Genomic DNA, 26,253 nt, shown 5'->3' with positions numbered 1-26,253 from the left:
CCGTGCTCACGTCGAGGCCGGGCGCCTCACTCGTGCATGGCCTACGGCCGACCCGGCAGTCACCCGGCCGACTTTAGTTCACCGGCGCCGTACGCCGCCACGGGATTCGCTCCTCCAACTGCTCGGCCAGGGCGAGGAGTCGGGATTCCGTGCCGGGGCGTCCCACCAGCTGCACGGCGCAGGGGGCACCGGAGGGGAGGGTTCCGCAGGGGACGGACAGGGCGGGCCAGCCGGTCAGGTTCCACGCGGGCGTCAGCGGCGAGTAGTTCGTGTTCGCCAGCACATTGCGCAGCCAGCCCCGCTCGTGCCAGGGCGCGGCCTTCGGGGAGCGGCGGGCGAGTGCGGGGGTGAGCAGCACGTCGTACTCGGCGAAGAAGGGCTCCAGCCGCCGGCGCAGTTGTTCCCGGCTCGCCCCGGAGTGTGCCGTGCCCACAAAGGATCGGCCGAGGGCGGCGTGGACCCGGGTGCGGCGTGTGAGCAGACTCCGGTCGAGGTGCTCGGCGTTCGCCGCCGTGCCCGCCGTCCAGTGGACCAGCGAGGTCACGGCGAGTGACATCGGATAGGGCGGGTCGGCGCGCCGGACCTGATGGCCCGCCTTCATCAGCACCTCGGCCGCCTTCCGGGCAGCCGTCGTGTACGGCCGGCTGATCGTCACCCCGGCCAGGGGGCTGCGCAGCGACACGGCGACCCGGAGGGCGCTCGGCTCGGACCTCGGCTCGGGCCCGGTGTCGGCGAGGACCGAGAGCATCAGACGGGCGTCCTCGACGGTCGTGGCGAGGGGTCCGTTCTCCGACAGGCCGAACCAGTCGCTGTCCCCGTCGCCCGCCGGGACCACTCCGTGTCCCGGCTTGATGGTGACGAGGCCGCAGTTGGCGGCCGGTATGCGCAGCGAGCCCATACCGTCGTTGCCGAGGGCGATCGGCACCATCCCGGCGGCGACCGCGGCGGCGCTGCCGCCCGACGAACCGCCCGCCGAGCGCGTCGGGTCCCAGGGGTTGCGGGAGGTGCCCAGCACGCCGTCCGTGGTGCCGAAGACGCACAGTTCGGGGACGTTCGTCAGCCCCACCACCACCGCGCCCGCCGCCCTCAGCCGGGCCACCGTCACATGGTCCTCGGCCGCGGGGGTGTCGGGGGTGGCGGCCGAGCCGACGCGCCGGGACTCGCCGCGCACCGTGAGGTTGTCCTTGACGGCCACCGGCACGCCGGCCAGGGGCAGACCGGCGAAGTCGCCGCGCGCGGCGACATCGTCGGCCTCGGCCAGGGCCGCCTCGGCACGCACCGTGCGGAACGCCCCGACACGGCCGTCGAACCGCTCGATCCGGTCGAGGTGCTCGGCGACCACCTCGCGAGGGGTGACCCGCTTCTCGCGGACGGCGGCGGATATCTCGGCGGCGGTGCGGCCGGCCCAACTGGTCACGAAGACTCCTCGGAGGGGATCGGAGGGGATCGGAGGGGAGACGAACGGGCTTACTGGCGAGTACGTAGGGAGAACTGTGCACCGGTAGGGGGCGCACGTCGAGGTCACCGGCCCAATAACGCCCCTTGGTACGCCCCATGCGCCCCCGGACATCCGATCAATGGCTCAACTTTCACGTCTGCACGCCCCATTGACAGCCGTCGGCGCCAGCTCAATGATCAGACGTCCGATGAATGGGGAGCCGTATGACGGAGCGCAGAAGACGGCGACAGTGGTGGCCCGGAGTCCTGGCGGCGCTTGCGCTGCTCGTCACGGCGGCACCGGCGACCCCCGCGGTCGCGCGCGAGGAGCCGCGGACACCGGTCACCGTGCCCGCACTCACCGACTGGTCCCCGGAACCCGGCAGTTACGCCTACGGCCGGGGCGCGCGCCTGGTCGCCGGCACCGGAGCCGAGCGCCGGGTCGCCGGCACCCTCGCCGCCGACCTCCGGGCGGCCGGCCACGGCACGGTCCCCGTCGTAGGGGGCGGAGCCCGCGCCGGTGACATCGTTATCGACATCCGGCCCGGCAGATCCTCGCTCGGCCCGGAGGGCTACGAACTCCACGCGGGCCGACGGCTGTCGGTGACCGGCGCGACCGAGACCGGCGCCTTCTACGGCACCCGGACCCTCCTCCAGCTCCTGGCCCAGGGCGACAGGGTCCCCGCCGGGCGCACCGTCGACGTGCCGCGCTACAAGGAACGGGGCGTCGGCGTCTGCGCCTGCTACGTCCATGTCTCGCTGCCCTGGCTGGAGAACCTGGTGCGCGAGATGGCGTACCACAAGCTCAACCAGCTGCTCCTCGAACTGAAGGTGAAGAGCGACGCCCACCCCGAGGCCAACACCTGGGGCTACTACACCAAGGACGAGATCCGCCGGCTGGTCGCGCTCGGCGAGAAGTACCACGTCGAGATCGTTCCCGAGATCAACTCCCCGGGTCATATGGACCCGTGGACAGAGAACCGCCCCGACCTCCAGCTCACCGACACGGACGGCACCAAGCAGCCGTCCCGGCTGGACATCACCCGGCCCGAGGCCTTCGCCTACTACACCAGCCTGATGGACGAGTACGCCGAGGTCTTCCCCGGGCGGGACTGGCACATGGGCGCCGACGAGTACATGCTCGGATCCGACTTCGCCAAGTACCCGCAGGTCCTCAAGTACGCGCGGGAGAGATACGGCCCGAACGCCACACCCCAGGACGCGTTCGTCGACTTCGTCAACCGCGTCCACGCCTACGCGGCCTCCCAGGGCAAGCGGCTGCGCATCTGGAACGACGGGCTCACCGGCGCCAACACCGTGCCGGTCACGGCCGGGACGACGGTCGAGCACTGGCTGAACGTCGCGGTCAAGCCGAGCGAACTCATCGCCGAGGGCTATCCGTTGATGAACGCGGCCTACGCGCTCTACCTCGTCCGCGGCGGCTTCCACACCGACACCGAGGCGCTGTACGACCAGAGCTGGGACCCGCGCGGCTTCGAGGGCGAGAAGCTCGCGTCCCGCGAAGGCATCACCGGCGCGAAGATCAGCCTCTGGCCCGACAACGGCCGTGGGGAGACCGAGAACGAGGTGGCCGTCGCCCTGTGGCCCGCGCTGCGGCACATCGCGCAGGCCACCTGGGGCGACCCGCATCCCGACGCCACGTACGACGGGTTCACCGCGCGCGGTACGGCAGTTGGCCACGCGCCCGGCTTCCGGGACCTGACCCGGGTGCCGGTCCCGGACGGGACGTACACCGTCCGGACGTCCGGCCGGTCGTTCACCGCCGCCGTCCGGCGCACGGCCGACGGCTACGTCACCCTGCGGACCCAGGACGGCTGTCTGGAGGTGCGGGGCGGGAAGCTCACGCTCAACGTGCCCCTCCAGCCGGGCGCCGAGGTGACGCCGCAGGCCTGCGATCCCGCCGCCACCCTCCAGCGCTGGGCGCTGGAGCCGGCCGGCGGAGGTGGCTACCGGCTCGTCAACGCCATCACCCGGATGACGGTGAGCGTGACGGGCGACGGCCGGCTCGCGCAGTACCCGCCCGATCAGCGCACCCCCGCCGTCTGGCATCTGACCTGAGGAGTCGTCGCCATGGCCGTGTCCCGACGCGTGTTCGTCGCATCAGCCGCCGTCCTCGCCGCGACCGCCGGTATGACGGCACCCGCACTGGCGGCTCCGCCGGACCCTCGTCGCAGCCGCATCCCCGTCGGCCCCGACGACAGCCCGGAGGACCTGGTCCGCAAGGCCTCCCAAGTACGCCCCACCGCAGGGCAGATCGCCTGGCAGCGCCTGGAGCGCACCGCCTTCCTGCACTTCGGCGTGAACACCTTCACCGGCCTGGAATGGGGCACCGGCGACGAGGACCCCGACGTCTTCCAGCCGGTCGGCCTCGACACCGACCAGTGGGCCCGCGCCCTGCGCGACGGCGGCTTCAAGCTGGCCATCCTCACCGTCAAGCACCACGACGGCTTCGTCCTCTACCCCTCCCGCTACACCGGCCACACGGTGGCGTCGAGTACTTGGCGCGACGGCCGGGGCGACGTCCTGCGCGACTTCGCCGACTCGATGCGGCGGCACGGCCTCAAGGTCGGCGTCTACATCTCGCCCGCCGACGAGAACCAGTACCTGCACGGCGTGTACGCCAACGGCAGCGCCCGCGCCGACCGCACCGTCCCCACCCTCGTCGACGGCGACGACCGCACCCCGCCCCGCTCGTACACGCTCCCCGCCACCGACTACGGCGCCCATATGCTCAACCAGCTCTACGAGGTGCTCACCGAGTACGGCCCGGTCGACGAGGTGTGGTTCGACGGGGCCCAGGGGCACATCCCGCCGGACAAGGTCGAGAAGTACGACTGGGACAGCTGGTACACCCTCGTACGGACCCTCGCCCCGGACGCCGTCGTCGCCGTGACCGGGCCGGACGTCCGCTGGGTCGGCAACGAGGGCGGGCTGGCCCGGGAGGACGAGTGGAGCGTCGTCCCCGTACAGGAGAAGGACTACGGGCGGACCGACTACGCCCTCGCCTACGACGCCCCCGACATGGGCAGCCGGGACGCGCTGGTCGCGGCCCGGCCGGTCGCCGACCACCTCCAGTGGTGGCCCGCCGAGTGCGACGTGTCGATCCGGGACGGCTGGTTCTACCACGCAGACCAGCGGCCCAAGAGTGTCGAGCAGTTGACGGACATCTACTTCCGCTCCGTCGGCCGGAACTCCGTACTGCTCCTCAACATCCCGCCGGACACCGACGGGTTGCTGCCCGCCGCCGATGTCACGCGTCTGCGGGAGTTCCGCGAGCGGGTCGACCGCGAACTGCCGGAGGACCTGGCGCGCGGTGCCCGGGCCAGCACCGCGCCGGGCCGGGTCAGCGTCGACCTCGGCCGGGAGCGGGAGGTGGACCGGGTCCGGCTGGCGGAGGACATCCGGTACGGCCAGCAGGTGGAGAGTTTCGTGGTGGAGGCGTACCGCGACGGCGGCTGGAGGGAGGTGGCCCGGGCGGGGGTCGTCGGAGCGAGCCGGATCCTGCTGCTGCCCGGCGCCGTGCGGGCTCGGCGGTGGCGGGTGCGGGTGACCGGGGCGCGAGGGACCGTACGGATCGCGGAGTTCGGGCTGTACCGGTCCCGGGTGTGACGGGGGCAGCGCAATTGGCGTTGGAAGAGGGCCTCGGTGACGTCCGTCTCGGCTGCCCACCGGTGCCCGAACGTGTGCCCCTCGTCGGCTACGGTGCGGAGCTCGACGTCCTTGCCGGCCTCCTCGAACGTGGCGGAGGCCTCCCGTGACCAGGCGAGGGGGCAGGTGTCGTCCGCGGTGCCGTGCTGGATCAGCAGGGGTTCGGTCACGCGGTCGGCGTAGGTGAGGGGCGAGACGCCGCGCCAGAAGTCCGGGTTCTCCTCGGGGGTGCCGTGCTTCTCCTCGATCGCGGCCACGAGCGGGTCGCCGTCGGGCCGCTGGAAGTGGTCGATGTTCTCCTGCGGGCGGGCGCTCACCGGCGCGTACGCCACGGCCGCGTCGAACAGACCGGGCGCCACGACCAGCGTGTTGTACACGACCCCGCCGCCGATCGACCGGCCGAAAAGGCCGAGGCGGTCGCCGTCGATCTCCGGGCGTCCCGAACTCCGCAGGGCCAGGGCGGCGCCGATGACGTCCTCGGTGTAGCCGAGGCGCAGGTTCACGTCGTTGTCGGGGTCCTTCAATGTGCCGGAGCGGCGGCTCACCGGTGCCGAAGAGGTGGCGCCGCTGGTGACGGCCGACCGGGACGCGGTGGTCGTCACGGCGGTGAAGCTCGCCGACGACGGCAGCGGGGACGTCGTCGTCCGGTTCCACGAGGCCTTCGGCGGCCGGACGCGCGCCACGCTCACGGCCGGGTTCGAGGTCGCGGGCGTCTCGGTCACGGACCTGCTGGAACGACCGCTGGCCGGCGCGACGGCACCGGAGGTCCGGGACGGGCGGATCGCGGTGCGGCTGCGCCCGTTCGAGCTGGTGACGCTGCGGCTGCGGCGCGGATAGCTGGTGACGCGGGTCACAACTGTCGATGTCACATCGTGGTGAGCCGCTGACTCATAGGGGTGTACGCAACGACAACGACAGAGGAGCTCACCATGAGCGCGCGTCTGGACGTCTTCGCCCTCCCCGGCGCCGGCAAGGTCATCAAGCAGTTCACCGCCCTGGGGCGGCTGGTCGTGGAATCACCGCTGCCGGCCGCCACCCGGGAACTGGTCTCGCTCCGCGTGAGCCAGATCAACGGGTGCGCGGTCTGCATCGACATGCACACCAAGGAGGCGACCGCCGCGGGCGAGAGCTCCGTACGGCTCCATCTGGTCGCTGCCTGGCGGGAGGCCACGGTGTTCACCGAGGCCGAGCGGGCCGCGCTGGAACTGGCGGAGCAGGGGACCCGTATCGCGGACGGGGCCGGCGGTGTCCCGGACGAGGTCTGGGAGCGGGCCGCCAAGCACTATGACGAGGAGCAGCTCGCCGCCCTCGTGACCCTGATCGGCTTCATGAACACCGCGAACCGGCTGAACGTCATGCTCGAGCAGCCGGCGGGCGGCTATCAGGCCGGCCAGTTCAAGTAGCGGCGGAGCACCGGGCCCTGGGACCGTCCTAGGGCCCGAGCTGCGCTCGCAGCCACTCCTCCACCTCGCCCACGTGCGCGGCCGCCGCCGCGCGGGCCGCCTCCGGGTCGTGGGCGGCCAGGGCGCGGTGGATCGCGGCGTGTTCGCGGCGGGTGCGTTCGAAGGCGCCCTCCTCCTGGTAGCCGCGCCAGACACGGGCGCGGAACGTCCGTGAGGACAGGCCCTCCAGGATCGCGGCCATGGTCTCGTTGCCCGCTGCCGCCGCGATCTCCCGGTGGAAGGCCAGGTCGTGGGCGAGGATCTCCTCCGGATCGTCCGTGGCGTTCATCGCCGCCAGGTGCTTCTCGACCTCGGCCAGCTGGTCGCCGGTGATCCGGGCGGCGGCCAGTGCGGTCGCCGTCGACTCCAGGATCCGCCGGATCTCCAGCAGCTCCACCAGACGCGGGCCGCGCGACAGGTCCGCCACGACACCGAACGTCTCCAGCAGGTCCCCGGCCTCCAGCTGGGTGACGTAGATGCCCGACCCGTGCCGGGCCTCCAGGACGCCCAGCACCGTGAGCGCGCGGATCGCCTCCCGCATCGAGCTGCGGGAGATGCCGAGCTGGGCGGCCAGGTCACGCTCGGTCGGCAGCCGCTGGCCCGGCTCCAGCCGGCCCTCGCCGATCATCGCCTTGATCCGCTCGATGGCGCGCTGCGTCACGGTGCCCTTCTGCGGGGCGGTCTCGTCGTCCACGCCGTTCCTCCGATCACAGGCTCCGGCGCAGTCTAACCAGCGAGGTGGTCGGACCACTATGAGCCCGGAGCGGGAAAATGTGCCGTCGCAGGGTGTTCCGGCGGGGGAGTGGTCTGATAAGTATGCGGGCATCTGCTCGAACCCCGGTCGATGGGAGCCCCCTGAGATGCCCGGAAGCACAGTGCGGAAGCGGAACAGGTCCCGGATCGTCGGCGCGGTGGCGCTGGCCGCCGGCGCCTCCCTGGTGCTCGCCGCGTGCGGCAGCACCAAGGACACCGGCGCCTCCGGTGCCGGTGCCGGTGGCGGCGACGGCAGCGGCAAGGTCGGGGTCGTCCTGCCCCTGCTGACCTCGCCGTTCTGGCAGTCGTACAACGACTACGTGCCCAGGATGGCGAAGTCCGAGGGCGTGGACGCGATGAAGACCGTCAACTCCAACAGCGACCCCTCGCAGCAGATCACCGACATCAACAACCAGCTCAACCAGGGCGTCGAGGGCCTGGTCGTCGCCCCGCTGGACAGCGCCGCCATCGAGGCGGGCCTCGACCAGGCCGAGCGCAAGGGCGTGCCGGTCGTCGCCGTGGACGTGGCGCCCGACAAGGGCAAGGTCGCGATGGTGGTCCGCGCGAACAACGTGGCGTACGGCGAGAAGGCCTGCCAGTACCTCGGCGAGCACATCACCTCCGGCAAGGTCGTGCAGATCATGGGCGACCTCGCCTCGGTCAACGGCCGCGACCGCTCCGAGGCGTTCCGCGCCTGCGTGAAGAAGAACTTCCCGAAGCTCAAGGTCCTGGAGATCCCCGCCAAGTGGGAGTCCGACGCGGCGGCCTCGAAGCTCGACACCCTCCTCAACGCCAACCCCGACATCAAGGGCATCTACATGCAGGCGGGCGGCGTCTACCTCGCGCCCACCCTCCAGACCCTCAAGTCCAAGGGAATGCTGAAGAAGGCCGGGCAGCCGGGCCACATCGCCATCGTCTCGAACGACGGCATCCCGCAGGAGTTCGACGCGATCCGCAAGGGCCAGATCGACGCGACCGTCTCCCAGCCCGCCGACGCCTACGCCAAGTACGGCATGTACTACATCAAGGCGGCGATGCAGGGGAAGACGTTCAAGCCCGGCCCGACCGACCACGACTCGACCATCGTCAAGCTGCCCAGCGGCATCCTGGAGGACCAGCTGCCCGCGCCGCTGGTCACGAAGGACAACGTCGACGACCCCAAGCTCTGGGGCAACACGGTCAAATGACGACGTCACTCGTTCAAGCGCGGGGCATCGTCAAGCGGTACGGCCCGACCACCGCCCTCGCCGACGGCAAGCTCTCCGTCCTGCCGGGTGAGTCCCACGCCCTCGTCGGACGCAACGGCGCCGGCAAGTCGACCCTGGTCAGGATCCTCACCGGCCTGGAAGCCCCCGACGAGGGCACCGTCCGCTTCGACGGCGACCCCGCGCCCCCGCTCACGGACCGGGACGCCTGGCGCCGCAAGGTCGCCTGCGTCTACCAGCACCCGACGGTCGTCCCCGAACTGACCGTCGCCGAGAACCTGTTCATCAACCGTCAGCCGCTCCGGCGCGGGTTCATCAGCTGGCGCCGCCTGAAGTCCGAGGCGGCCCGGCTCCTCGACACCTGGGACGTGCGCGTCGACCCGGAGGCGCGCACGGCCGATCTCAAGGTCGAGGACCGGCAGATGGTGGAGATCGCCCGGGCGCTGAGCTTCGGCGCCCGCTTCATCATCCTCGACGAACCCACCGCGCAGCTCGACAACCGGGAGATCGAGCGGCTGTTCACACGCATGCGGGCCCTGCAGGACTCGGGCGTCACCTTCCTGTTCATCTCGCACCACCTCCAGGAGGTGTACGAGGTCTGCCAGACCGTCACGGTCCTGCGCGACGCCCGCTGGATCACCACGGCACCGGTCGCCGACCTTCCCCGCCAGGCCCTGGTGGAGGCCATGGCGGGGGAGACGATCGCCGAACAGGCCGAGCGGCAAAGGGCCCAGGGAGCATCGGGCCCCGTCCTGCTCGACGTCCGCGGGCTCACCTCGGCCGCGTACGAGAACGTCGACCTCACCGTCCGGCGCGGCGAGGTCGTCGGACTCGCCGGATCGAGCGCCAGCGGCAAGATAGAGCTCGCCGAGTCGTTCACGGGACTGCACACCCCCGTGAACGGGACGGCCCGGCTGGACGGGCGGCCGCTGCCGTTCGGCGACGTCCGCAAGGCTCTGGAGGCCGGCGTCGGCTTCGTGCCCCGGGACCGGCACGAACAGGGCCTGGTCTTCGGCATGTCCATCGGCGACAACGCCACCCTCAGCGTCCTGGACCGGCTCGGCCGCTACGGCTTCGTCGGCACCGACCGCAGACGCGGTGTCGCCACCGCGCTGATCGAACGGCTCGACATCCACGCGGCCGGCCCCGAGCAGCCCGTCTCCGACCTGTCCGGCGGCAACGCGCAGAAGGTCGTCATGGCCCGGGCCCTCGCCTCAGACCCGCGGCTCCTGGTCCTGGTCAACCCGACCGCGGGTGTCGACGTGAAGTCCAAGGAGTCCCTGCTCGCCCGTGTCGACACCGCCCGCGAGGACGGCACCGCCGTACTCGTCGTCTCCGACGAACTCGACGACCTCAGGCGCTGCGACCGGGTCCTCGTCCTCTTCCACGGCCGTGTCGTCGCCGAGCACCCGGCGGGCTGGCGCGACCACGAGCTCATCGCCTCCATCGAAGGAGTGGACCATGGCTGACACCAAGGCGGCCCCGCCGCTCGCGCCCGCGCGAGCCACCGACCCGCGCGCAGCCAAGGCCGTCCTCCTCCGCCGGGCCCGCGAACTCGCCCTCGTCCCCGCCCTGTTGCTGCTCCTGGTGCTCGGCGCCGTCGTCAACGACTCGTTCCTCACCGAGCGCAACATCGTCTCCATCCTCGGCGCCTCCGCCGCCCTCGCGATGGTCGTGCTCGCCGAGTCGCTCGTGCTGATCACCGGCAAGTTCGACCTGTCCCTGGAATCGGTCGTCGGTATCGCGCCCGCCGTGGGCGCGCTGCTCGTCCTGCCCGCGGCCCAGTCCGGCTGGGGGACCGAACTCCCCGCCGCCCTGGCTCTGTTGGCGATCCTCGTCGCGGGCGCGGCCGTCGGCGCCTTCAACGGCGTCCTGGTCGTGAAGTTCAAGCTCAACGCGTTCATCGTGACGCTGGCGATGCTGATCGTGCTGCGCGGCCTGCTGGTCGGCGCGACCAAGGGCAAGACGCTGTTCGGGATGCCCGACAGCTTCTACTCGCTGGCGACCACCACCTTCCTCTCCGCCCCGCTGTCGGTGTGGCTCGCCGCGATCGCCTTCGCGGTCGCCGGGCTGATCCTGAAGTACCACCGGGTCGGGCGCGCCCTGTACGCCATCGGCGGCAACGCGGACGCGGCCCGGGCGGCGGGCATCCGGGTGGAGCGCGTCATGCTCGGCGTGTTCGTCGTCGCGGGTGTCCTCGCCGCGGTCGGCGGCATCATGCAGACCGGATACGTCGGCGCGATCAGCGCCAACCAGGGCCAGAACATGATCTTCACGGTGTTCGCGGCCGCGGTGATCGGCGGCATCGCCCTCGACGGCGGCAAGGGCACCATGTTCGGCGCCCTGACCGGCGTACTCCTTCTGGGGGTCGTACAGAACCTGCTCACCCTCGCGCAGGTGCCGTCGTTCTGGATCCAGGCCATCTACGGCGGGATCATCCTGGTCGCCCTCATGATCGCCCGGGTCACCACCGGCCGGGCCCAGGACTGACGCCCCCGCCCCCTGCAACCGAAAGGCCCTCCGTGTCCCCGACGCCCGCCCGCATCATCGCGGTCGACACCCACGACATCCGCTTCCCCACCTCGCGCGAGCTCGACGGCTCCGACGCGATGAACCCGGACCCCGACTACTCGGCGGCCTACGTCGTCCTGCGCACGGACGCGGCCGACGGCCACGAGGGGCACGGATTCGCCTTCACCATCGGGCGGGGCAACGAGGTGCAGGTCGCCGCGATCGACGCGCTGCGCGGACACCTGATCGGCCGCTCGGCCGACGACCTGTGCGCCGACCCCTCCACCCTGAACCGCGACCTGATCGGCGACAGCCAGCTGCGCTGGCTCGGGCCCGAGAAGGGCGTGATGCACATGGCGATCGGCGCGGTCGTCAACGCCGTGTGGGACCTGGCCGCCAAGCGCGCCGGCCTGCCGCTGTGGCGGCTGCTCGCCGAGGCCGAGCCCGCCTGGCTGGTGCGCCAGATCGACTTCCGCTACCTCACCGACGCCCTCACCCCCGAGGAGGCCCTGACCCTGCTGCGCCGGGGCCGGGAGGGCGCCGAGGAGCGCACGGCCCGGCTGCTGGAGCGCGGCTACCCCGCCTACACCACCTCACCGGGCTGGCTCGGCTACGACGACGAGAAGCTCACCCGGCTCGCGGCCCGGGCCGTCGCCGACGGCTTCCGGCAGATCAAGCTGAAGGTCGGCGCCGACCTCGAGGACGACATCCGCCGCTGCCGCGTCGCCCGTTCCGTCATCGGCCCGGACATCCGCATGGCCGTCGACGCCAACCAGCGCTGGGACGTCGACGAGGCGATCCGCTGGACCAAGGCCCTCGCCGAGTTCGACCCGTACTGGATCGAGGAGCCCACCAGCCCCGACGACATCCTCGGCCACGCGGCGGTCCGCAGGGCCGTCGCCCCCGTGAAGGTCGCCACCGGCGAGCACGTGCACAACCGGATCGTCTTCAAGCAGCTTCTCCAGGCCGGCGCGCTCGACGTCGTCCAGATCGACGCGGCCCGCGTCGGCGGCGTCCCCGAGAACCTCGCGATCCTGCTGCTCGCGGCCAAGTTCGGCGTGCCGGTCTGCCCGCACGCGGGCGGCGTCGGCCTGTGCGAACTCGTCCAGCACCTGTCGATGTTCGACTACGTGGCCCTGTCCGGCACCACCGAGGACCGCGTCATCGAATACGTCGACCATCTGCACGACCACTTCCTCGACCCGGTGGTGATCCGCCAGGCTCACTACACGGCACCCACAGCGCCGGGCTTCTCGGCCGCCATGCGGCCCGAGTCACTGGCGCGATTCACCTACCCGGGCGGCGAGTTCTGGGCCGCCGACCTCGACGAGCGGAAGAAGGGTCAGGCCGTATGAGCGACTTCGAGGGCATCAAAGCCCTGGTGACGGGCGGCGCCTCCGGCATCGGCCGGGCCACCGCCGACCTCCTGGCCGAGCGCGGCGCCCAGGTCGCCGTCCTCGACCTGGACCCGTCGCCGGTCGACAAGCCGCTGCTCGCCTACCGCGCGGACGTCACCGACGACGCGTCCGTGCGCCAGGCCGTTTCGGCGGCGGTCGCCGACCTCGGCGGGCTGGACGTCCTGGTCAACAACGCGGGCATCGGCGCCCAGGGCACCGTCGAGGACAACCCCGACGACGAGTGGCACCGCGTCCTGGACGTCAACGTCGTCGGCATGGTCCGCACCGCCCGCGCCTGCCTGCCCCACCTGCGCGCCTCCGCGCACGCCGCGATCGTCAACACCTGCTCCATCGCCGCCACCGCGGGCCTGCCGCAGCGCGCCCTGTACAGCGCCACCAAGGGCGCCGTGTACTCCCTCACCCTCGCCATGGCCGCCGACCACGTCCGCGAGGGCATCCGCGTCAACTGCGTCAACCCGGGCACGGTCGACACGCCCTGGGTCGGCCGCCTCCTCGACGCAGCGCCCGAACCGGCCGCCGAACGCGCCGCCCTGGAGGCCCGCCAGCCCACCGGCCGCCTGGTCTCCGCGGCCGAGGTCGCGGGCGCCATCGCCTACCTCGCCGGCCCCCTCTCCGGCGCCACCACGGGCACCGCCCTCGCCGTCGACGGCGGCATGCAGGGCCTGCGGCTGCGCCCGGTGGCCCGGTGAACCGGCTCGGCGGCAGCCGCGTCGAGGTCAGCGCCCTGTCCTTCGGCGCCGCCGCGATCGCCAACCTGTACTCCGAAGTCGGCGAGGCACAGGCGCACGACGCCGTGGAGGCCGCCTGGCAGCGGGGCATCCGCTACTTCGACACCGCCCCGCACTACGGCCTCGGCCTCTCCGAACGCCGCCTCGGCGCCGCCCTGCGCGACCGCCCCCGAGGCCAGTACACGATCTCCACCAAGGTGGGCCGCCGCCTGGAGCCCTCGGACGGCACCGGCGACGACCTGGCAAACGGGTTCGCCGTGCCCGCCACCCACCGCCGCGTGTGGGACTTCAGCGCCGACGGCGTACGACGCACCCTGGAGGCCAGCCTGGAACGGCTCGGCCTCGACCGCGTCGACGTCGTCTACCTCCACGACCCCGACGAGCACGCCGAAGAGGCCTTCCGGGAGGGCTATCCGGCCCTGGAGAAGCTCCGCGGCGAGGGCGTGGTCGGCGCGATCGGCGCCGGTATGAACCAGGCGGAGATGCTCACCCGCTTCGTCCGCGACACCGACGTGGACGTGGTGCTGTGCGCCGGCCGCTACACCCTGCTCGACCAGAGCGCCCTCACCGACCTGCTGCCCGCGGCCCGGGAACGCGGCACGTCCGTCGTCGTCGGCGGCGCCTTCAACTCCGGCCTGCTGGCGAACCCGCGGCCCGGCGCGACGTACAACTACACCGTCGCCCCCTCCGAGCTGGTCGAACGTGCCCTGCGGCTGAAGTCCGTCGCCGACCGCCACGGCACCACGCTGCGCGCCGCCGCCCTGGCCTTCTGCGCCGCCCATCCGGCCGTCGCCAGCGTCCTCGTCGGGGCCCGCTCGGCGCACGAGGTCCGCGACTGCGCCCACCAGTTCGCCGCGCGTGTGCCCGCCGCGTTCTGGCAGGACCTGCGCGCGGGGGGTCTGCTGCCCGCCGACGCCCCCGTCCCCGCCGAGGAGCCGTCATGAGAGTCGCCCTGCACACCAAGGTCCGCGCCGACCGCGTCGCCGCGTACGAGGCCGCCCACCGCGAGGTCCCGGAGGAACTCACCGACGCCATCCGCGCCGCCGGCGCCACCTCCTGGACCATCTGGCGCAGCGGCACCGACCTGTTCCACGTCCTGGAGTGCGAGGACTACGCCCGGCTCCTCGCCGAACTGGAGAAGCTCCCGGTCAACGTCGCCTGGCAGGCCCGCATGGCCGAGCTGCTGGACGTCGTGCACGACTACTCCGGCGAGGGCGCCGACGCCGGCCTGCCGGTCGTCTGGGAGCTGCCGTCATGACCGCCGTAGACGCCCACCACCATGTGTGGGACCTGTCCGTACGGGACCAGGACTGGATCACCGGCCCCGAACTCGCGCCCCTGCGCCGCGACTTCACCATGAAGGACCTCGAACCCGAGGCGAGAGCGACCGGAGTGGAGCGCACGGTCCTCGTCCAGACGATCACCGTGCCCGAGGAGACCCCGGAGTTCCTGGCCCTGGCCGAGGAGCACGACCTGATCGCGGGCGTCGTCGGCTGGACCGACCTCACCCGTCCCGACGTCGCCGACGAACTCGCCCGGCTGAGGGAACTCCCCGGCGGCAGCCACCTCAAGGGCATCCGCCACCAGGTCCAGGGCGAACCCGACCCGGAATGGCTGCTGCGCCCGGACGTACGCCGGGGACTGGCCGCAGTCGCCGACGCCGGGCTGGTCTACGACCTCGTGGTCCTGCCCCACCAGCTCCCGGCCTGCGCGCGGGCCGCCGCGGACCTGCCCGGGCTCACCTTCGTCCTCGACCACCTGGGCAAACCGCCCATCGCCTCCGGCGACCTCGAACCCTGGGCATCCGGCCTGCGCGCCCTCGCCGCCCTGCCCCACACGGTCGCCAAGCTGTCCGGCCTGGTCACCGAGGCCGACCTCGCCTCCTGGACCGTCGAGGACCTGCGCCCGTATGCCGACGTGGCCCTGGAGGCCTTCGGGCCGGACCGTCTGATGTACGGCTCGGACTGGCCGGTGTGCACGCTCGCCACCTCGTACGGCGGCACGCTCGAGCTCGTGCGCCGCCTGACCTCCGAGCACGATCACGAGCAGATCCTCGCGACCACCGCCACCCGCGTCTACGACCTCTGAGCCGCCTCCGCCAGCCGCGTCGGCGGCAGGTACTCCCGTACGTACGTCCGCTCCCAGCACGCGCCCGTCTCCCGCAGCTCGCGCCAGGTCGTGTAGCGGTAGCGGAACAGGCGGGCGCGCACGTACCGCGGGGGCTGGTCCGGCGGGAACGGCGAGCGGCGCAGCAGCTTCAGCGTGGCCCGGTCGTTCTCCAGCAGCCGCTCCACCAGCGTGCCGAACCAGGATCCGGCGTAGGCGGGGGAGAGCGCCGCGAACCACATCATCCAGTCCAGTCGCAGATGGTACGGAGCGAACTGCCGGGGCCAGCGCCGAGGATCGCCCGGCTTGCCCCTGAACTCGTACTCCCGCCAGTCCGAGTCCGGGCGCGGCACCTCGTCCGCGGTGCCCTCGACCACCACCTCGTAGCGGACCCGGCTCACACTGCCGAACGCCCCGTAGGTGTTGACCAGATGCAGCGGGTCGAAGGAGCGGTTCATCACCTGGCGGCGGGAGATCATGTTGCGGACCGGCTGGTAGCTGAGACCCACGAGCAGCGCGGCCACCGCCAGCACCACGACCACGTACCAGAGCGGGGCCTCGGGCACGTCCGGCGGATCGGCCGGGAACCGTACCGCCGACAGGGCCAGCACGATCGTGATCCAGTTCAGCCAGGAGAAGTTGCCCGACAGCACCAGCCACAGCTGGGTGACGATCATCAGCGCGGCGGCGGCCGTCGCGATGGGATGCGGGGTGAACAGCAGGAACGGCACCACGAGTTGGGTGACATGGTTCGCGGCCACCTCTACCCGGTGCAGGGGTTTGGGCAGATGGTGGAAGAACCAGCTCAGCGGGCCCGGCATCGGCTGGGTCTCGTGATGGTGGTCCAGGCACGTCAGCTTCCGCCAGCACGCGTCGCCGCGCATCTTGATGAGCCCCGCGCCGAACTCCACCCGGAACAGGATCCACCGCAGCAGGAACAGCACGACGACCGGCGGCGCCACCTCGTCGTTGCCGAGGAACACGGCGAGGAAGCCGACCTCCAGCAGCAGCGACTCCCAGCCGAACGAGTACCAGGTCTGCCCGACATTCACGATCGACAGATACAGCACCCACGGCACCAGCCACAGCAGCATGCCGCCCCACAGCGGCAGCAGCGAGTCGAGCCCGGCCAGCAGCGCCGCCGACACCGCGCAGCCCGCCCAGGCGCAGAGCGCGAAGAAGCGGTCCGAGTAGTGCAGATGGAACAGGCTCGGCGCCCGCTTGAACGGCACCCGCTCGACGAACTCCGGCACCGGCAGCATCCCGCGCCGCCCGATCAGCGCGCGGAACTGGAGCGCGGCCGTCAGGAACGCGACCAGATACACGGCGGCCAGCGCCCGCTGGAAGACCAGCCGGCTCAGCCAGTAGTCGGATGCGGTGAACCAGTCCACGGCCGTGCGCTCCTCCCGATGCCGAGCCGGACCCCAGTGTCACGCTCCGTGTGTGGCCGTTCCGGTTGCGTGACCCAAGTGAGTGAAGCAAACAATAGTGACGAATGGCCGGAAACGAGGCAGGAGGACTGGGTGCGGACACACACCGGGACCTTCGTCATGGCCTGTGTGCTCTCGACGGTGCTCCTCCTCTCGGGCTGCGGCACCGACAGCGACGGCGACGGTGGCGACGCGGACGCCGGCGAAGAGCTCTTCCTCCAGCCGGCCGCGGCTCAGGGGCCGAACCCCTTCACGGACTCGACGGCCACCACGACGGCTACCCCGTCCCTCGCCCCGCGAACGCCGGGCAGAGCCGGCCCGGACGGCCCGTCCGGGATCCCCGCCGGCCTCGGCGGACTGCGCTCGCTGTCCGGCGGGACACCCGGCCTGTACGGCGGTATCGAGCGGACCGGCAGCTGCGACATCGCGCGGCAGGTCGGCCACCTCACCCGCGACCGGGCCAGGATCCGCGCCTTCGCCCGGGTCGCGGGCGTCTCCCCGGCGGCCGTCCCGGACCACGTGCGCCGACTGACCCCCCTCCTGCTGCGCGCCGACACCCGCGTCACCAACCACGGCTTCCGGGCCGGCCGGGCGGGCGGCTACCAGTCCGTCCTCCAGACGGGCACCGCCGTCCTGGTCGATGACCGGGGTGTGCCGCGCGTCCGCTGCGCCTGCGGCAACCCGCTGCGTCCGCCGGTGGCGATGCGGGGCACACCGCGCACCCGGGGCACCCCCTGGCCCGGCTACCGGCCCGGCGAGGTGATCGTCGTGACCCCGGCCCCGCAGGTGATCACCGACTTCACGATCATCGACGTCGCCGCCCGCACCTGGATCGAACGGCCGACCGGCCACGACGTACGCCACGACCGGGCCCTGCCGCCACCGCTCTGGGCGGAGCAGCCCCCGGCGTCCCGCGCACCCTCACCCTCCTCCTTGGGTGAATCCGACGTCACCCCGCGCGAGCCCCGCGTGGCTCCGTCCGGGTCCGGCCTCTCCCCGGGCGTGGGCAGTACGGCTCCCCGGGACGTGGGCTCCCCGGACGCGGTGCCACCGCCGATCGGCACGTCCGTACCACCGCCCGACGAGGCCGCCCCGCTTCCCGACGAACCGGCTCCGGCGGACCCCGGCGGCTCCGTCGGGCAGGTCGGCCCCGACACCGTGCCGGACAGCCCCGACCTGCCCGACGGAGCCGGTCTGATCCCCGATGGCGACTGACGGCCGGTCCGGCCCGGCGGCCCGTACGCCCGGCACATCGGTCGAAGAATCGGATGATTCCTGGCAAGGTAGCCCCATGGCTGACCGGGGAGGGAGCTCCCTGTCACTCCCGGACGACTGGCCCGCCCACCCGGACGCGATCCTCGCGCTCAACCGGATGGGCAGTTTCGACTGGGATCTGGACACCGGCCTGATGCAGATGGACGCCCAGGCCCACGACGTCTTCGACGTGCGCCTCGACGAGTACGACGACCGCCCCGAGACGCTCGCCAAGCGGGTCCCGCCCGCCGAGGCCCGGCGCCTGGACACCGCGGTCTCCCAGGCACTGAAGGACGGCAGCGAGAACTACGGCGCCTACTTCCGCATGCGCCGCCGCGACGGCACCCTGCGCTGGACCCACACCCAGGGCTACATCCGGCGCGACGACACCGGACGGCCCCGCCGCATCATCGGCATCGTCCGGGACGCCACCCGGGAACTCGGCGAGAGCGAGGCCCGCCTCGACCAGGCCGCCCGGGACGAGGCCCGCCGGGAGCAGACCAGCGTCGTCGCACTCACCACGGCCGCCCTCGCCCACGCCCGCACCGTCCAGGACGTCATCGACGTCCTGAAGGACACCCACGGCCTCACCCACCTCGGCGCCACCAGCCTGGTCATGGGCCTGGTCGAGGCCGGGCGCATCCGCCTCGTCGCCGAGGGGCCCTCGGACAGCTTCGTGCCCGGCACCCGCGTCACCCGGATCGACGAGCCCTACCCGATGAGCGAGGCCGTGCGGACCCTCGGCCCCTGCTTCATCGAATCGCCGGAGGAGTTCGCCGAGCGCTACCCGATCCTGTGGCCGCACATCACCGACCTGAACATCACGTCGGCCGCCTATCTGCCGCTCATCGTCCAGGCCCAGCCCATCGGCGCGATGGGCCTGCTCTACAGCGACCGGCACGGCTTCACACCCGAGGAGCGCGACATCCTCGTCGCCCTCGGCAGCAGCATCGCGCAGAGCCTGCAGCGGGCCATGTTCTACGAGCAGGAGATGGACCTCGCGCAGGGCCTCCAGCAGGCCATGCTGCCCCGGACCATCCCGAGCGTGCCCGGGGCCGACATCGCCGTGCGCTACCGCGCCGCCAGCGCGGGCGGCTCCGTCGGCCGGGACATCGGCGGCGACTGGTACGACCTCATCCCGCTGCCCGGCGGCCGGGTCGGCGCCGTCATCGGCGACGTCCAGGGCCACGACACGCACGCGGCCGCCGTCATGGGCCAGCTGCGCATCGTGCTGCGCGCCTACGCCGCCGAGGGGCACACCCCGGCCACCGTCATGGCCCGCGCCTCCGTCTTCCTGCACGAACTCGACACCGACCGCTCCGCGACCTGCCTCTACGCCGAGGCCGACCTGTCCACGGGCGTGGTCCAGGTGGTCCGGGCCGGCCACCTCGACCCGCTCGTACGCCACACCGACGGCTCCTGCCGCCGCGTCACCGTCCCGGGCGGTCTGCCGCTCGGCCTGTCCGCCGAGTTCGGCCGCCTCGACTACCCGGTGGGCACCGTGGAGCTCGACCCCGACGACACCCTGCTGCTGTGCACCGACGGCCTGGTGGAGCAGCCCGGCACCGACCTCGACGACGGCATGCGCACCCTCATCGCGCTCGTCGCCACCGGCCCCGACGACGTACGCGACCTCGCCGACCGGCTCATCGACGTGGCCGCCGAGCGCTGCGGCGACGACGACGTGGCGCTGCTCCTGCTGCGCCGGCGCGGCCCCGACGGCCCGCGGTCCGGGCACCGGCTCCAGCGGCACGTGGCCCCCGGCGACCCGGCGGCCCTGGCCGAGGCCCGGCACATGATCCGCACCGCGGTCGGCGTCTGGGGCGCCCGGGACCGCGCCGACGAGATCGAACTGGTCGCCGACGAGCTGATCACCAACGCCCTGATGCACACCGAGGGCTCCGCGATCGTCACCCTGCGGGCCCTCACCGGCTCCGGGCCCCGGCTGCGCGTCGAGGTCGAGGACTCCTCCAGCGCTCTGCCGCGCCGCCGCGAGGCGGGCGAGTCGGGCGTCTCCGGACGGGGCCTGCTCCTGGTGGACCTGCTCACCGACGCGTGGGGCGTGGAGGCACGCGGCGGCGGCAAGGCCGTGTGGTGCGAGTTCCAGGTGCCCGACCGGGACTGACCCCGCATGGCACTCTGGACTCATGCCGGAACTCCCCGAGGTCGAGGCGCTCAAGGACTTCCTGGCCGAGTACCTCGTCGGCCACGAGATCGTCCGGGTGCTGCCCGTCGCGATCAGCGTGCTGAAGACGTACGACCCGCCCCTGTCCGCGCTGGAGGGACACGAGGTCGCCGCCGTACGCCGGTACGGCAAGTTCCTCGACGTCGCGACCGCGGACGGCCCGCACTTCGTGACGCACCTGGCCCGCGCGGGCTGGCTGCACTGGAAGGACCGCCTGCCCGACGGCCCGCCCCGCCCCGGCAAGGGACCCCTCGCGCTGCGCGTGGCCCTGGAGACCGGCTCCGGCTTCGACCTGACCGAGGCCGGTACCCAGAAGCGGCTCGCCGTGTACGTCGTGGGGGACCCGCGGGAGGTCCCGGGCGTCGCCCGGCTCGGCCCGGACCCCCTCGCCGACGACTTCGACGAGCGGCGCTTCGCGGAACTCCTGGCCGGTGAACGGCGGCAGCTCAAGGGCGCGTTGCGCGACCAGAGCCTGCTAGCGGGCGTGGGCAACGCCTACAGCGACGAGATCCTGCACGCGGCGAGGATGTCGCCCTTCAAACTGGCAGCGTCCCTGAGCGCGGAGGAGACCCATCGGCTGTACGAGGCCCTGCGCGACACGCTCACCGGGGCGGTCGAACGCTCCCGGGGCGTGGCGGCCGGGCGGCTGAAGGCCGAGAAGAAGAGCGGCCTGCGCGTCCACGGCCGTACCGGCGAGCCCTGCCCGGTGTGCGGTGACACCGTGCGGGAGGTGTCCTTCAGCGACTCCTCGCTGCAGTACTGCCCGACCTGCCAGACGGGCGGCAAACCGCTGGCGGACCGCAGGATGTCCCGGCTGCTGAAGTGAGGCACGGTCACCGGGACGGGGGCGACCACTCGAACATGAGGATGGTCGCGTCGTCCCGCAGCCGGCTGCCGGACGAGTCGAGGATGGAGTGGATGAGCCGCCGCAGCGTCTCGGGCGCCAGCTCTCCCGCGGCCGTCGCCCGGATGATGTAGTCGGCGAACTGCTCGAGACCGAACTCCGCGCCGTCGACGGCCCGGGCCTCGGTGACCCCGTCGCTGTACATCAGGACCCGGTCGCCGGGCTTCAGAGCGATCTCGTGCGTCCGCCGCCTCAGCCCGGCCAGCCGGGACGGCAGACCCATCGGCGGTTCCGGCTCGCGCCGCATGGCGTCGACGTCCGGCCGTCTGTCCCGGATGAGCAGCGGGGTGGGATGTCCGCAGTTGCACCACCGCAGCACCCCGGAGGCCAGGTCCAGCTGGGCCACGACCCCCGTGCAGAACTGGTCGGGGAGCCACTGCGCCAGCGCGTCGTCCACGCTCCGCACCAGATCGGGCAGGTCCGCCCCGGCCCGCCGGGCATTGCGGCTCGCGGCCAGGGACACGGCCGTGGTGAGCCCGGAGGCCAGATCGTGTCCCATGGCGTCGAGGACCGTGGCGTGCAGGGCCGTCTCGGTGAGGGAGTGATCGAAGGCGTCGCCGCCGAGCTCGTAGGCCGGCTCCAGCACGGCCGTGGACACGACGTGCGCGGTGCCGATCGTGCGCGGCGGCAGGAAGGCCCGCAACATCTCGGCGGGCAGACGCATCGGTTTGGTGCGCGTACGCCGGACGAAGGAGTCCTGGTACGCCCGGGCGGACGTGATCATCATGGCGAGGAGCGTGGCGAGGGCCTTGCCGCGGCGCAGCACGGCCGGGGTCAGCGCGGCGGAGTGCACGGCGAGGACGCCGAGACGTTCCGCGCCGTCCACGAGGGGGACCCAGGCCGTCATGCCGCCCGACTCGGACTCCTCCACGCGCAGGGACTGGGTGCGGTAGGTCCACCCGGCGAGCGAGTCGTCGACGGGCAGGGGCGAGGCCGCGTCGGTGAGCGGCAGGAGCCGGCGCTGCTGGATGTCGGCGAGGTACACCGCGGAGTGCTGGAGCCCCAGGGCCTCGGTGCAGCGGGCCACAGCGGTGGTCAGGTCCAGCGCCCTGTTCGCCGGATCGGCGAGGTACTCCTCCAGGCGGCCGTCGCCGTCCTCTGCCGCCGCCACCTCGTCTCCCCTCGCCGGGACCCCGGGCACCCGGCTGCCTCCCGGGTGCGCCAACCAGCAGTCTCACACCGGGCCACGCGGGATGCCCGGCGACAGAGGCGGACGGACGACAGCCGCTAGCGCGGCTGGAGCTTCACGAGGACCTCCCCGGACGCCGAGCGGACCTCGTAGCGGGCGGTCTCGTCCGGGTGCTTGGACGAGCTGGCCATCATCGTGTTGGGGTGGGTGTCGTGCCCGGGGCCGTGCCAGCTGGTCGCGGTCTCCTCGGTGCCGTCGCGGCCGACGATGACCAGGTGGCAGGAGCGGGGACCGGCCGCGTCCTTGACCTTCAGCTCGACCTGGCTGCCCGAGGCCTTGTCCTCGACCGTGACCTGCGCCCAGACGCCCGAGCGCGCGTCGGTCGCCGCGACCGTCACGGGCCCCGCCTCCTCGCCGCTGCCCTCGGCCATCATCGCGACGGCGGGTACCGACACCGCGAACACCACCGAGGCGGCCAGGGCGAACAGCAGGCGTCTGCGTCCGGCCCGGCGCTTCGTCGCCACCTCGGCCAGCAGCCGGTCCAGCATGCGCGGCCCGGGCTGCGCCATCGGGTGCACGAACCGTGGTGTCGCCCGCCGGTACAGCATCAACTGCCGTGTGGTCACGCCGAATTCCGTCACCTCTGCAGCGCACCGAGGGCACTCCATGAGGTGGTCCTCGAAGCGGAATGCTTCCGCCTCGTCCAGCACGCCGAGCGCGTAGGCGCCGACGTCGCGATGCCTTTCCAGGGACCTCATGCCGAATCCTCGTGCCGTTGGGTGCGGGTGGGGTTACTCCTTGCTCCCACCGGTACGGACCAGGCGGCGGAATCACTCAAGCCGGTGACACAATCGCAACCTACGGATTCGGAGCCCTCCGCCCGGCGGATTGGTCCGAGGACGCAGAAATCTAAAAAAGATGGATCGCGAGGTGTCCCAGCGGCAGTCCGAGCTGCCACGCGGGCGTCCAGACCTTCGGCCCCTCGTCCTCCCCGACCACCGGAGCACCGCCCGGCACCGCGTTCAGATCGGGCGCGAGCAGCTCCGTCTCCTGCAGCCAGCGCCAGGCCTCGTCCGCCAGGTCCAGGTCCGGCGCTGGCCGCCCCGACTCCGCGGCCACGACGGCCAGCTCGGCCAGCCGCCCGCGCACCCACTCCTGCCACGGCTGGTCGTACGCGGTCAGTGACAGCCACGTCTCCAGCTGGGTGACGACCCGGATGCCGGACAGCTCCCCGTCGGTGTCCGAGAGGAAGATGGTCAGCGCCAGGGCGTCCCGCCCCGCCCGGAACTCGAAGGACGTCGGCGGCATCAGGTCGCCGGTCCGCAGCAGCTCGTCGGCGATGTACTCGGCGTACAACCACGCCATGGGGACGGTCAGTTCACCGTCGGCACCGTCCGTGCTCTCTTCACCTCTGTGCAGCATCCCTTCCCGCCTTCCTCCGGTACGCGCGCGTCGCCCGACACCGGGCCCCGGGGGCGCTGTCGGCCCTCTCCGGAACACGGATGAGAACAGCCGATTACTCAACCGGGGTGTTCAGCAAGGCGCTTTACGGAGGCTTGACCCGGCCATTGGTTTCAGCGCAGGTCGGCGGCGTATCCGGGAAGCACCCGGCGCAGGGCGCGCAGCGCGTAGTACGCGCGGGACTTCACGGTACCGGGCGGGATCCCGAGGGTCGCCGCGGCTTCCGCCACACTCGCCCCCTGGAAGTACACGAGCACCAGGACTTCACGGTGCTCCGGAGTGAGTGTCTTCACAGCCTGGCGGACGTCGAGCATCGCCGCGGCCCGCTCGGCGTGGTCGGAGATGACCCGCGCGTTCTCCAGCACCGCGTCGCCGACCTCGGCCGGACGCGCCTGCCGGGCCCGCCGGGCGTCGATCGCGAGCCGTCGCCCGACGGTCATCAGCCAGGGCCGTACGGACTCGAAGTCGTCGGCACGCAGGGCCTCGGGGTGCTGCCAGGCGCGTACGAGCGTCTCCTGCACCAGGTCCTCCGCGCGCTGCCGGTCGCCGTCGCAGAGCCGGAGCAGGAGCGCGAAGAGGGGCCGGCCGTGCTCCCGCTGCAGTGCGGCGAGCTCGTGCTCGGCGGTCGTCCCGTTCGTGAGAGTGGATCCGGCCGTCATGGCCGTATGCCACAGCAGGGCGCGGCCGGGGGGACAGGGCACGTACCCGCCCGTGCGGCGGACGGTCGATCGCGTCGACGAACGGTTCGACGAACGGTCACCGCGCCCGGACCGGTGTGTTCCGGACGGGCTAATGAGCGTGTCGGAGCCGCGTGGGGCGGTATGAGCCTTCTTTCCTGATGGTGCGTAAATACGACCACAACGCCCACAGTGGGGTGAATGGCATGATCGCACGCAGTCGGCAGATGGCCCTGGCCCTGACCGTCGTCCTCGCCGCGGGAGCGGCCTGCCAGGCCCGCGGCAGCCACGAACCGCGCGGCCAGGGACGCCCGGCACAGTCCGCCGCCGTGCCCCGCGGCTTCACACTGGTCGCCTCCGGCGACGTCCTCCCGCACAGCTCGATCATCGACCGGGCCCGCTTCGACGCCGGCGGCACCGGCTACGACTTCCGGCCGATGCTCGCGGGGATCCGCTCCGTGGTCTCCCGCGCGGATGTGGCCCTGTGCCACATGGAGACCGTCTACGGCGAGAACGGCGCCTACACCGGCTACCCCACCTTCAAGTCCCCGCCCGAGGTGGCCCAGGCCCTCGCCGCCACCGGCTACGACGGCTGCTCCACCGCCTCCAACCACACCCTGGACGACGGCGCCGACGGCATCCGCCGCACCCTCGACGCCCTCGACCGCGCGGGCGTACGGCACGCCGGCTCGGCACGCGCCGAGGAGGAGGCGCGTACGGTGACCGTCCTCCAGGCGGGCTCGGCGAAGATCGCCCACCTCGCCTACACCTACGACACCAACGGCATCCCGCTGCCGGCCGGACAGCCCTGGGCCGTGAACCTCATCGACGAGGGCACGGTCCTCGCGGACGCCCGGGCCGCGCGCCGGGCGGGCGCCGACGTGGTCGTCGTCTCCCTGCACTGGGGCACCGAGTGGCAGGACGCGCCCGACGAGCAGCAGCTGACCCTGTCCCGGAACCTCACCGCCGCGCGCAGGGGCGGACGCCCCGACATCGACCTGATCCTCGGTACCCACGCGCACGTCCCGCAGGCGTACGAGAAGGTCAACGGCACCTGGGTGATCTACGGCATGGGCGACCAGATCGCCGGCGAGATGACCAACCACCAGGGCGCCAAGGACCCGCGCGGCAACCAGTCCACCCTCGGCCGCTTCACCTTCGCCCCGCCCGCACGGCCGGGCGGCCGCTGGGAGGTGACGAAGGCCGAGTTCGTCCCGCAACTGTTCGACGTCGACGCCGGCCGGGTCGTGAACCTCAACCGCGCCATCGCCCAGGGCGCCGACGGCCAGGCCGTCCGCGACCGCATCCGGAACATCGTCCTCGGCAGGGGCGCGGCGAAGGACGGACTGGAGATGGGGGAGTAGACCGCGAACACCGCGCCCCGGCAGGTCCCGCTACGGCACCACCGTCACCGGCCACCGCCCGGCCTTCACCAGCCGCACCGCCACCGAGCCGACGATCCGGTGGCCCGCCTGCTCGGACGCGCCCACGACCACGGCGTCCGCCCTCAGTTCGTCGGCCGCCTGCACCAGGCCGTTGTACGGATCGCCGGGGAACGTGTGGAACTCCCAGCGGACCTCGAATATCCCCTTGAGCCGTTCGGCCGCGTCCCGGATCTGTGCGACCAGGTCCTCGGCTATCTCGTCGGTCGTCTCTGCCACCGGCGCCCCGAGCGCCGCCCCCGCCGCCAGCACCGGCTGCACGTACACCACGGCGAGCAGCGCGTGCTGCCGCCGGGCCAGGCCAGAGGCGTAGGCCGCGGCCCGCAGGGAGGAGTCGGAGCCGTCCACTCCGACGAGGATCACCTTCGGCCCGTCCGTGCCCCGCTCGAACTGATGGGCGTGCTGTTCCGTCACGCCGCGAGGCTATCGGAGCCCCCCACGGCGGCCATCGGCCGGGAGCGCTCGACGGGCGAGAAGAGGCGGGTGTTCCTAGAGTCGGAAG

General features: G+C 72.4%; 23 protein-coding genes and 2 pseudogenes. 16 read left to right on the top strand and 9 right to left on the bottom strand.

Annotated elements, in window-relative coordinates; genetic code table 11:
• Window positions 1-73 precede the first annotated feature (73 nt).
• Entirely contained in the window at window positions 74-1,417 is a 1,344-nt protein-coding gene (locus ACZ58V_RS08895; RefSeq protein WP_468184882.1) for an amidase, read from the bottom strand.
• 245 nt (window positions 1,418-1,662) lie between these two features.
• On the opposite strand from ACZ58V_RS08895, the gene ACZ58V_RS08890 reads away from it, so the two are divergent.
• The gene (locus tag ACZ58V_RS08890; RefSeq protein WP_471289117.1) at window positions 1,663-3,516 is read left to right on the top strand and encodes a family 20 glycosylhydrolase; all 1,854 of its coding nucleotides are present in this window, start codon (window positions 1,663-1,665) and stop codon (window positions 3,514-3,516) included.
• A gap of 12 nt (window positions 3,517-3,528) precedes the next feature.
• Window positions 3,529-5,067 (top strand): alpha-L-fucosidase, encoded by a 1,539-nt coding sequence (locus ACZ58V_RS08885; protein WP_471289115.1) that lies wholly within the window; start codon window positions 3,529-3,531, stop codon window positions 5,065-5,067.
• A gap of 119 nt (window positions 5,068-5,186) precedes the next feature.
• Here the strand turns inward: ACZ58V_RS08885 and ACZ58V_RS08880 are convergent.
• A pseudogene (locus ACZ58V_RS08880) lies at window positions 5,187-5,609 on the bottom strand (alpha/beta hydrolase family protein); the annotation flags it as partial.
• Between the two features lie 19 nt (window positions 5,610-5,628).
• Here ACZ58V_RS08880 and ACZ58V_RS08875 point away from each other — a divergent pair.
• Both ACZ58V_RS08875 and ACZ58V_RS08870 read left to right on the top strand, forming a co-directional pair.
• Window positions 5,629-5,943, top strand: a pseudogene (locus ACZ58V_RS08875) (glycosyl hydrolase-related protein); the annotation flags it as partial.
• A 92-nt stretch (window positions 5,944-6,035) separates the two neighbouring features.
• Window positions 6,036-6,509: a carboxymuconolactone decarboxylase family protein gene (locus ACZ58V_RS08870; protein WP_184587755.1), complete on the top strand. Its 474-nt coding sequence runs from the start codon at window positions 6,036-6,038 to the stop codon at window positions 6,507-6,509.
• 28 nt (window positions 6,510-6,537) lie between these two features.
• Here the strand turns inward: ACZ58V_RS08870 and ACZ58V_RS08865 are convergent, their stop codons facing one another.
• On the bottom strand, window positions 6,538-7,242 hold the full coding sequence (locus ACZ58V_RS08865) for a FadR/GntR family transcriptional regulator (RefSeq protein WP_468184891.1): 705 nt from the start codon (window positions 7,240-7,242) through the stop codon (window positions 6,538-6,540).
• Window positions 7,243-7,408: 166 nt separating this feature from the next.
• Here ACZ58V_RS08865 and ACZ58V_RS08860 point away from each other — a divergent pair, with 166 nt between their 5' ends.
• The 8 genes from ACZ58V_RS08860 to ACZ58V_RS08825 are packed head-to-tail and all read left to right on the top strand — an operon-like array spanning window position 7,409 to window position 15,251.
• Window positions 7,409-8,488, top strand: coding sequence for a sugar ABC transporter substrate-binding protein (locus ACZ58V_RS08860; protein WP_471289111.1), 1,080 nt, complete (start codon window positions 7,409-7,411; stop codon window positions 8,486-8,488).
• Entirely contained in the window at window positions 8,485-9,975 is a 1,491-nt protein-coding gene (locus tag ACZ58V_RS08855; RefSeq protein ID WP_468184896.1) for a sugar ABC transporter ATP-binding protein, read from the top strand. Before ACZ58V_RS08860 ends, ACZ58V_RS08855 begins: the two co-directional genes overlap by 4 nt.
• Window positions 9,968-10,996, top strand: coding sequence for an ABC transporter permease (locus ACZ58V_RS08850; RefSeq protein ID WP_468184899.1), 1,029 nt, complete (start codon window positions 9,968-9,970; stop codon window positions 10,994-10,996). The genes ACZ58V_RS08855 and ACZ58V_RS08850 overlap by 8 nt, the downstream gene beginning before the upstream one ends.
• A 32-nt stretch (window positions 10,997-11,028) precedes the next feature.
• The gene (locus ACZ58V_RS08845) at window positions 11,029-12,372 is read left to right on the top strand and encodes an L-fuconate dehydratase (RefSeq protein WP_468184901.1); all 1,344 of its coding nucleotides are present in this window, start codon (window positions 11,029-11,031) and stop codon (window positions 12,370-12,372) included.
• Complete coding sequence (locus ACZ58V_RS08840) at window positions 12,369-13,124, top strand: SDR family NAD(P)-dependent oxidoreductase (protein ID WP_184587743.1); 756 nt, start codon at window positions 12,369-12,371, stop codon at window positions 13,122-13,124. The genes ACZ58V_RS08845 and ACZ58V_RS08840 overlap by 4 nt, the downstream gene beginning before the upstream one ends.
• Window positions 13,121-14,107, top strand: a complete 987-nt coding sequence (locus tag ACZ58V_RS08835) for an aldo/keto reductase (protein WP_468184905.1) — start codon at window positions 13,121-13,123, stop codon at window positions 14,105-14,107. The genes ACZ58V_RS08840 and ACZ58V_RS08835 overlap by 4 nt, the downstream gene beginning before the upstream one ends.
• Window positions 14,104-14,421 (top strand): L-rhamnose mutarotase, encoded by a 318-nt coding sequence (locus ACZ58V_RS08830; protein ID WP_215117085.1) that lies wholly within the window; start codon window positions 14,104-14,106, stop codon window positions 14,419-14,421. Before ACZ58V_RS08835 ends, ACZ58V_RS08830 begins: the two co-directional genes overlap by 4 nt.
• Window positions 14,418-15,251: an amidohydrolase family protein gene (locus ACZ58V_RS08825; protein WP_471289105.1), complete on the top strand. Its 834-nt coding sequence runs from the start codon at window positions 14,418-14,420 to the stop codon at window positions 15,249-15,251. The genes ACZ58V_RS08830 and ACZ58V_RS08825 overlap by 4 nt, the downstream gene beginning before the upstream one ends.
• Here the strand turns inward: ACZ58V_RS08825 and ACZ58V_RS08820 are convergent.
• A complete protein-coding gene (locus tag ACZ58V_RS08820) occupies window positions 15,239-16,660 on the bottom strand; it encodes a lipase maturation factor family protein (protein ID WP_471289102.1) in 1,422 nt (473 codons plus the stop codon). The genes ACZ58V_RS08825 and ACZ58V_RS08820 overlap by 13 nt on opposite strands.
• A gap of 132 nt (window positions 16,661-16,792) precedes the next feature.
• Between ACZ58V_RS08820 and ACZ58V_RS08815 the strand changes: the two genes are divergently transcribed.
• From ACZ58V_RS08815 to ACZ58V_RS08805, 3 genes are all read left to right on the top strand, one after another.
• Entirely contained in the window at window positions 16,793-17,914 is a 1,122-nt protein-coding gene (locus ACZ58V_RS08815) for a DUF6777 domain-containing protein (protein WP_471289101.1), read from the top strand.
• 76 nt (window positions 17,915-17,990) lie between these two features.
• Window positions 17,991-20,078, top strand: coding sequence for a SpoIIE family protein phosphatase (locus tag ACZ58V_RS08810; protein ID WP_471289099.1), 2,088 nt, complete (start codon window positions 17,991-17,993; stop codon window positions 20,076-20,078).
• Window positions 20,079-20,100: 22 nt separating this feature from the next.
• Window positions 20,101-20,964: an Fpg/Nei family DNA glycosylase gene (locus ACZ58V_RS08805; RefSeq protein ID WP_471289097.1), complete on the top strand. Its 864-nt coding sequence runs from the start codon at window positions 20,101-20,103 to the stop codon at window positions 20,962-20,964.
• 7 nt (window positions 20,965-20,971) lie between these two features.
• Here ACZ58V_RS08805 and ACZ58V_RS08800 read toward each other — a convergent pair whose 3' ends face one another.
• The 4 genes from ACZ58V_RS08800 to ACZ58V_RS08785 all read right to left on the bottom strand — a co-directional run bounded on the left by ACZ58V_RS08800 (window position 20,972) and on the right by ACZ58V_RS08785 (window position 24,291).
• Window positions 20,972-22,153, bottom strand: coding sequence for a PP2C family protein-serine/threonine phosphatase (locus ACZ58V_RS08800; RefSeq protein ID WP_471289096.1), 1,182 nt, complete (start codon window positions 22,151-22,153; stop codon window positions 20,972-20,974).
• 116 nt (window positions 22,154-22,269) lie between these two features.
• Window positions 22,270-22,929 carry a zf-HC2 domain-containing protein gene (locus ACZ58V_RS08795; RefSeq protein WP_468184923.1) on the bottom strand — a complete coding sequence of 220 codons (660 nt, stop codon included), beginning with the start codon at window positions 22,927-22,929 and terminating at the stop codon, window positions 22,270-22,272.
• A gap of 151 nt (window positions 22,930-23,080) precedes the next feature.
• A complete protein-coding gene (locus ACZ58V_RS08790) occupies window positions 23,081-23,593 on the bottom strand; it encodes a hypothetical protein (RefSeq protein ID WP_468184926.1) in 513 nt (170 codons plus the stop codon).
• 152 nt (window positions 23,594-23,745) lie between these two features.
• A complete protein-coding gene (locus ACZ58V_RS08785; RefSeq protein ID WP_193477437.1) occupies window positions 23,746-24,291 on the bottom strand; it encodes a sigma-70 family RNA polymerase sigma factor in 546 nt (181 codons plus the stop codon).
• Window positions 24,292-24,515: 224 nt separating this feature from the next.
• Between ACZ58V_RS08785 and ACZ58V_RS08780 the strand changes: the two genes are divergently transcribed.
• Window positions 24,516-25,673 carry a CapA family protein gene (locus ACZ58V_RS08780; RefSeq protein WP_468184928.1) on the top strand — a complete coding sequence of 386 codons (1,158 nt, stop codon included), beginning with the start codon at window positions 24,516-24,518 and terminating at the stop codon, window positions 25,671-25,673.
• 30 nt (window positions 25,674-25,703) lie between these two features.
• On the opposite strand, the gene ACZ58V_RS08775 is transcribed toward ACZ58V_RS08780, so the two are convergent.
• Entirely contained in the window at window positions 25,704-26,165 is a 462-nt protein-coding gene (locus ACZ58V_RS08775; RefSeq protein ID WP_468184930.1) for a universal stress protein, read from the bottom strand.
• Window positions 26,166-26,253: the final 88 nt, after the last annotated feature.

The organism is Streptomyces sp. NPDC040589 (assembly GCF_055594445.1).
The sequence above is the reverse complement of the archived record's forward strand: the minus strand, read 5'-3'. Positions and strand labels throughout refer to the sequence as shown.

What these genes read in the sequence shown, in the direction of transcription:
- ACZ58V_RS08890 (WP_471289117.1), top strand. Translation starts at nt 1,663, where the DNA reads ATGACGGAGCGCAGAAGACGGCGACAGTGGTGGCCCGGAGTCCTGGCG.
- ACZ58V_RS08885 (WP_471289115.1), top strand. Translation starts at nt 3,529, where the DNA reads ATGGCCGTGTCCCGACGCGTGTTCGTCGCATCAGCCGCCGTCCTCGCC.
- ACZ58V_RS08870 (WP_184587755.1), top strand. Translation starts at nt 6,036, where the DNA reads ATGAGCGCGCGTCTGGACGTCTTCGCCCTCCCCGGCGCCGGCAAGGTC.
- ACZ58V_RS08860 (WP_471289111.1), top strand. Translation starts at nt 7,409, where the DNA reads ATGCCCGGAAGCACAGTGCGGAAGCGGAACAGGTCCCGGATCGTCGGC.
- ACZ58V_RS08855 (WP_468184896.1), top strand. Translation starts at nt 8,485, where the DNA reads ATGACGACGTCACTCGTTCAAGCGCGGGGCATCGTCAAGCGGTACGGC.
- ACZ58V_RS08850 (WP_468184899.1), top strand. Translation starts at nt 9,968, where the DNA reads ATGGCTGACACCAAGGCGGCCCCGCCGCTCGCGCCCGCGCGAGCCACC.
- ACZ58V_RS08840 (WP_184587743.1), top strand. Translation starts at nt 12,369, where the DNA reads ATGAGCGACTTCGAGGGCATCAAAGCCCTGGTGACGGGCGGCGCCTCC.
- ACZ58V_RS08830 (WP_215117085.1), top strand. Translation starts at nt 14,104, where the DNA reads ATGAGAGTCGCCCTGCACACCAAGGTCCGCGCCGACCGCGTCGCCGCG.
- ACZ58V_RS08825 (WP_471289105.1), top strand. Translation starts at nt 14,418, where the DNA reads ATGACCGCCGTAGACGCCCACCACCATGTGTGGGACCTGTCCGTACGG.
- ACZ58V_RS08810 (WP_471289099.1), top strand. Translation starts at nt 17,991, where the DNA reads ATGGCTGACCGGGGAGGGAGCTCCCTGTCACTCCCGGACGACTGGCCC.
- ACZ58V_RS08805 (WP_471289097.1), top strand. Translation starts at nt 20,101, where the DNA reads ATGCCGGAACTCCCCGAGGTCGAGGCGCTCAAGGACTTCCTGGCCGAG.
- ACZ58V_RS08795 (WP_468184923.1), bottom strand. Translation starts at nt 22,929, where the DNA reads ATGAGGTCCCTGGAAAGGCATCGCGACGTCGGCGCCTACGCGCTCGGC.
- ACZ58V_RS08790 (WP_468184926.1), bottom strand. Translation starts at nt 23,593, where the DNA reads ATGCTGCACAGAGGTGAAGAGAGCACGGACGGTGCCGACGGTGAACTG.
- ACZ58V_RS08785 (WP_193477437.1), bottom strand. Translation starts at nt 24,291, where the DNA reads ATGACGGCCGGATCCACTCTCACGAACGGGACGACCGCCGAGCACGAG.
- ACZ58V_RS08780 (WP_468184928.1), top strand. Translation starts at nt 24,516, where the DNA reads ATGATCGCACGCAGTCGGCAGATGGCCCTGGCCCTGACCGTCGTCCTC.